Genomic DNA, 5,274 nt, shown 5'->3' with positions numbered 1-5,274 from the left:
GACTTAATACTATTAATAAATTATTTGAAAAAATTAGTAGGGATATACTAAATTTTTCTTTTCCAACGATTGCCGTCGCTGTTATATAAGCTTACTAATCAATAATCATTTTTTTACTTTTTCTTTCTTCTCTAATTTCTCTAACTTATCTTCTAGTACCGTTGTAGTAAATACAAAATTTTCGTAAAAAATGGAAAATACTTTTGATTGAGCATGAAATTCTTTTATAATTTTTTTCTTTTTTAGCGGCAAGCAATCATAATCAAAAAAATTATTCATCAACTTTAATGTTTGTTTCCAAGAAGTTAACTCTTCTAAATACATCTTTAAATCATCAATATCTTGTTTAGTAATCGTTTTTATCGGTAAATTATTTTTCGTTAATAAAACTTCCTCTTGTTTGATTTCTTCGTTCGCCATAAAGCACCACCTCATTTTTATTATGCGTTTATTGCATAGAAAACAATATGCGAAAACTGCATACTATAAAATGACCCTGAGGTGATTTTTATGTATTACAGAATTCGCAATCTACGTGAAGATGCTGATCTAAGTCAGGAACAAATTGCTACATTATTAAATATAAGCCAAACCACTTATTCTCGTTACGAAACTGGAAAATTAGATATTCCTACACAAGCGTTAATAAGCCTAGCTAATTATTATTCTACCAGCGTTGACTATTTATTAAATTTAACACATGAAAAACGTCCCTATCCAAGAGCATGATCACTTGATTTTTATTTTATGCGATTTACGCATAAAAAGCAATATGCAAAAAGCGCATAACATAAAATTACTGTGGAGGTGATTTTATGTATGATCGCATTCGAAACTTACGTGAAGATGCTGACTTAAGTCAAGAGAAATTAGCACGACTTTTACATATCAATCAAGCAACCTATTCTCGCTATGAAACGGGCGACTTAGAAATACCTGTTTCCTCTCTTATTAAATTATCTGAATTTTATTCCATTAGTGTTGATTATTTAGTCAATCTTACTGATTCCATGGAACCATATCCAAAAAAATAGAGCAGAATAGACCTTTCATTTAGAAATGCCTCTGCTCTATTTTAATTAGTTTACTTCAAAATTTTCATCCCATCGGCTTTAAACGATAAGGTGATAAAACCATTTGAAACATAAGGATTAACGACTAAGTTTTCAAACTGAACTTTAACATCATCAGCTTTATCAATATCTTGTTGTGTAATAATTGGCTTATCACCTAAGACCGTCACACGCATACTCTTATACCTTTTATCTTTCATTAATACTTCGTAGGTATAGCCATCGATCTCGCCCGTACGTTCATTTCTTCCTGTTCTTTCGTTTAATTCATATTTTATTTTTGGTGTCACTTCTACTAACTGCAAATCCTTACCTAATTGATTCACTAAATCAAAATCTTTCATCTTCATTTCTGGCATATTATTTTCCTGCTTTCTTAATATATTGATTTCCAGAGAACTTCTTCTTTCTGTGTATTTCGCTTTTTTGCTGAATGACAATTCCTGTCAGTTTATTTGCGACTTCTCGATTGGTGTGAGGATAAAGATGTCCATAAGTTCCTAGCGTTGTCTCAATGTCTTCATGTCCTAGCCGATCTCTTACATCCAAAGCATTGATTCCTAATGAAATAAGCAAGCTTGCATGTGAATGTCGCAATGCATGAATTTTAATATGATGAACATTTGCTAAATCAGAATGACGTTTAATTACATGGCGCAACGTATGCTTATTGGTCGGTAAACCATTATAAGATAAAACATACTTAGAACTACCATTACTATCCTGCTTTTCTTTCCATTCTTTTAAAAGCTTGATTAAATCATCATCTAACGCAATCGTTCGAATACTTGCTCTCGTTTTTGGCTCTGTACAGTAAAATTCTTGTGCATTTTTATAAAACATTGATTTTTCAATTCGAATTGTTTCATTTTTGAAATCAAGATCAGCCCATTCCAGAGCTTGTGCTTCTCCTAATCGCAAACCTGTCATAAACATAAAATAGATACTTACATAGGTATATAGCTCATAATAATCAGTCACATCGAATGTGGCCATAACTTTCTGAAATTCATCGAGTGTCCAAAAATCAACTTTTTGCTTTTGTTTTTTAACATTCCCAACAATTTTTGCCGTATTATTTGTAATTAATCCTAACTTAACAGCCAAGTCTAAACTCAATTGAAATAAACCATAGATATTTCGAATATAAGCACTAGAATAATTTTATGACAATTGATTTTGCCATTTTTTTATAATAGGTGCACTAATATCAGATAGTTTGTATCGATAAAAATAAGGTAAATGTTTATCCATAGAAGAAAGCCGATTATCATAGGTTCGCTTTCTTACCCTTTGTTTATAGTCTGGTAAAAAGTATTCGTCCAAAAATTTTTTATACGTCATCGTACTATTTTGACGAATGGCTGTTTTTGAAAAGTCATTCATATATTCGTCATAAGCATGTTTGGCTTCTTTTTGTGTCGAGAAACCTCTTCCCCATTTACGAATTCTTTTTCCCTCTTCATTAAATCCTAAATTTGCGACATAATACCATTTCCCAGATTTTTTATCTTGATAAATATTAGATATTTTAGGCATCGTTTTTTTCTTCCTTTGTTAAATTACTTAAGTTAATACCTAAAAGTTCTTCTACAGACGATACAGGAACCCTTCCTAATCGTTTACTTGAATAGTAAGAAAAGCCTTGTTTCACCATGTGTGCCTTTGCTTTTCGAATAATGTCCGCTGATTGACTGGTACCAAAACCAAGTTCAGTTAATTCTTTTTTTGTTAGTGTAATCAATAAACTTCCTCCATCTTCTCTTTATTGATTACCCCGTCTATGCTATACTTTAAATTGCGAAGTTCAAAGTGGAGCTTGAGACTGGATAATCTTGTTCTTTTTCAAGTTCTCTTTTTTTGTTAATACATAAATTTCTGCAATTAAATCCTCTCGACCGATATCAACTAAGTGATCCACCACTTTTTTTGTTAATGGTCTTGATAATTCTGCGTCTTGTATTGCCTGCAACATATTCTGTAAATTTCCCAAAGCACCATGATTAGCTAAAAAATCAAAAGCTTTTAAAGTAGATAACCCACCGCCAAATATAAACCATTGTTCTGTGTCTTTTAGTCCTCTAATTTCATATTTTCTAGCTATCTTTAATGGAGCAACACTTCCTAAATACCGTTCCCAAAACCGAGGAATTTTTGTATGCTCATCGTCGGAATAAAAATTCAGCTCTTGCTTAACAAAGCTACGCGTTAATTCCTCTAAAGAGTCAGTATTTTTCGAAATTAATTCAACGATAGCCTGAGCTACGTCTCGTTTGAATTCCACTTCGAGTCGCTTCCACGAACCGATTTCTTGAACAGCTCGTTTTTCCTTTTGAGCTGTTTCTAAATCTTTATCATATATCCGAAACATCACATCAGATGTTCGTTTTCCAATATACAATGTTTTACTGGTTTTTGTACCAACTACATTACTTTCAGTTACATGGAACTTCCTTTTCCTAGATTCATATCGTTTTTTCTTACAGAGCTTAATTAATTGCTCTACTTTAAAATAAGGTTGCTCATTCCGATCATCCAACGCAATATCTAGACGTTTAACTTTAAATCGTTGACTAAATTGTGTGACAAGCTGTTGGAAAAACAGAACCCAAGTACTTTCTAATGAATGAAGTAACCTTTCATATAAGCTACATGCATCACCACTAAAAACTAAGTAGCACTCAGATTCCTCAAAAGCCGGGAGATCGTAAGTATAAATTTTCAGTGAACCATAAGAGTAACAAACATCATACTCCTTATATCGAATCTGGGCTTTCTCTACTAAAAAACATTTTTTATCAATTTTTAAAAGCGATTCTAAAATTTCTTCAATTGAACATTGATAAAAAATTATTTGTAACCAATCGATTTTAGCTGTTACATTTTTTTGACTTGTCTTCAATCCTCTACCTCTTCTATCAATTACTTTAGGCATAACTAGATGCGTCATAACCCTTGTTAAATCAACCTTTTAATAGTTTTAGAAGATAATGTTACAGTGCTATTAGTAAGCACTGATTGCTCGTTTCGCTCTTCTCGCCATCTTTCCTACTTCCAAACCACCGATTTTTGTCTTTAAAGACAAAATCGTTGTTGAAATTTTCGTATAACTAGTTTTTCCTACTTGTATGGTTCTTTTTTGGAATTCCACATTGCATAACTCCTCTGCAAACTTTCGCCAGCGATGGAATGTAGATAGACTGTTAAGACTATCAATTTTTGAAATTACTTGTATTACTTCGTACATACCTTCACCTCCTTCATTTATAAATTCGTACATTTTAATGTACAAACCAATTATAATTTAAGATTGAAAAAACTACAAGCGGAAATCGTACAAAAAAATGTACAAAATTATTTGTAATATGCTAAAATAAAAATGTACATAATGAAATGAGGGAAGTAATAGTGAAACCTAATAAAAAAGAGGTTGGATTAAGAATTAAAGACATCAGAAAAAAACTGGGTTATAGTATGGAAGAATTTGGTAAAATTGTTAGTCAATCGCCTAGAAGCTCTGTCAATAGTTGGGAAAAAGGCGTTAGTATTCCTAGAAAAGACAAATTAGAAAAAATTGCGCTTCTAGGGAATACTACCCCTCAGCAAATTCTTTATGGTGACTTTGAATCTTATGCCCACAAGCTAATCAATGAGAAATCACGTTATAAAGTACCTCCACAACTTGAATCCGCAATGATAGAAATGATCAAAGAACAATTACCTGATATTGATATCGGAGACGATATGAAAATACTAAAAATATTTAATTATTTGAAAGAAGATATTAACCCTGCTAGTGAAGAGGACTATCTTGAATATGAACTTTTTGACGAATTTGAAAGTATTTATATCGCTTATGGAAATAGCAAAGAAGTAGCTAAAGCCTTTGTTTATGTAGATAGAGAAAATAAAGCATTCCACTTCGCCCCGACCCCTTTTTCAAATATGAGTCTTTCTAGGTTTTATATTTTTTTACCTAATCCTGAATTAAACCACTATATATTAAATGAGCTAGCTGATTTTGAGATGGGCGATCATCCAATAATAGTAATTTATGATTTAGAACAAACAAAAAATAAAATTAGAGTAGCACATTTCAAATACAGCCACACTGCCGAAAGATATGAACCTATTCTTGATATAGATGAAATTAAAAAGATCGGGATGTATCCACCATTTGTGAAGGAGCTTAGAAAAGAAG

The 5,274-nt window shown here is 31.8% G+C and carries 8 protein-coding genes and 1 pseudogene; 3 read left to right on the top strand and 6 right to left on the bottom strand.

Annotation, left to right across the window (positions count from 1 at the left end):
- Window positions 1-105 precede the first annotated feature (105 nt).
- On the bottom strand, window positions 106-420 hold the full coding sequence (locus A5844_RS04835; RefSeq protein WP_086284154.1) for a hypothetical protein: 315 nt from the start codon (window positions 418-420) through the stop codon (window positions 106-108).
- A 90-nt stretch (window positions 421-510) separates the two neighbouring features.
- Between A5844_RS04835 and A5844_RS04830 the strand changes: the two genes are divergently transcribed.
- Together A5844_RS04830 and A5844_RS04825 are read left to right on the top strand one after the other, a co-directional pair.
- A complete protein-coding gene (locus tag A5844_RS04830; RefSeq protein WP_086284153.1) occupies window positions 511-729 on the top strand; it encodes a helix-turn-helix domain-containing protein in 219 nt (72 codons plus the stop codon).
- 86 nt (window positions 730-815) lie between these two features.
- Window positions 816-1,034: a helix-turn-helix domain-containing protein gene (locus tag A5844_RS04825; RefSeq protein WP_086284152.1), complete on the top strand. Its 219-nt coding sequence runs from the start codon at window positions 816-818 to the stop codon at window positions 1,032-1,034.
- Between the two features lie 50 nt (window positions 1,035-1,084).
- Here A5844_RS04825 and A5844_RS04820 read toward each other — a convergent pair whose 3' ends face one another.
- From A5844_RS04820 to A5844_RS14575, 5 genes and pseudogenes are all read right to left on the bottom strand, one after another.
- Window positions 1,085-1,432, bottom strand: coding sequence for a hypothetical protein (locus A5844_RS04820; protein WP_086284151.1), 348 nt, complete (start codon window positions 1,430-1,432; stop codon window positions 1,085-1,087).
- 1 nt (window position 1,433) lies between these two features.
- Window positions 1,434-2,612, bottom strand: a pseudogene (locus A5844_RS14785) (site-specific integrase).
- Window positions 2,605-2,817, bottom strand: a complete 213-nt coding sequence (locus tag A5844_RS04810) for a DUF3173 domain-containing protein (RefSeq protein ID WP_002387494.1) — start codon at window positions 2,815-2,817, stop codon at window positions 2,605-2,607. Before A5844_RS04810 ends, A5844_RS14785 begins: the two are co-directional and overlap by 8 nt.
- Before the next feature lie 63 nt (window positions 2,818-2,880).
- Window positions 2,881-4,008, bottom strand: a complete 1,128-nt coding sequence (locus A5844_RS04805) for a replication initiation factor domain-containing protein (RefSeq protein WP_256924526.1) — start codon at window positions 4,006-4,008, stop codon at window positions 2,881-2,883.
- A gap of 69 nt (window positions 4,009-4,077) precedes the next feature.
- Window positions 4,078-4,320 carry a hypothetical protein gene (locus A5844_RS14575; protein ID WP_244610850.1) on the bottom strand — a complete coding sequence of 81 codons (243 nt, stop codon included), beginning with the start codon at window positions 4,318-4,320 and terminating at the stop codon, window positions 4,078-4,080.
- Window positions 4,321-4,481: 161 nt separating this feature from the next.
- On the opposite strand from A5844_RS14575, the gene A5844_RS04795 reads away from it, so the two are divergent.
- Window positions 4,482-5,274 (top strand): helix-turn-helix domain-containing protein (locus A5844_RS04795; RefSeq protein WP_256924525.1); only part of this gene is annotated, 793 nt, incomplete at its 3' end.

It is taken from the genome of Candidatus Enterococcus wittei, from assembly GCF_002140175.1.
Taxonomy (GTDB): Bacteria; Bacillota; Bacilli; order Lactobacillales; family Enterococcaceae; genus Enterococcus_B; species Enterococcus_B wittei.
This window is presented reverse-complemented; position numbering and strand designations above follow the sequence as displayed.

Bases quoted from the DNA above. Each gene is read 5' to 3' on its own strand.
- A5844_RS04835 (WP_086284154.1), bottom strand. From the start codon at position 420: ATGGCGAACGAAGAAATCAAACAAGAGGAAGTTTTATTAACGAAAAAT.
- A5844_RS14575 (WP_244610850.1), bottom strand. From the start codon at position 4,320: ATGTACGAAGTAATACAAGTAATTTCAAAAATTGATAGTCTTAACAGT.
- A5844_RS04825 (WP_086284152.1), top strand. From the start codon at position 816: ATGTATGATCGCATTCGAAACTTACGTGAAGATGCTGACTTAAGTCAA.
- A5844_RS04820 (WP_086284151.1), bottom strand. From the start codon at position 1,432: ATGCCAGAAATGAAGATGAAAGATTTTGATTTAGTGAATCAATTAGGT.
- A5844_RS04830 (WP_086284153.1), top strand. From the start codon at position 511: ATGTATTACAGAATTCGCAATCTACGTGAAGATGCTGATCTAAGTCAG.
- A5844_RS04805 (WP_256924526.1), bottom strand. From the start codon at position 4,008: ATGCCTAAAGTAATTGATAGAAGAGGTAGAGGATTGAAGACAAGTCAA.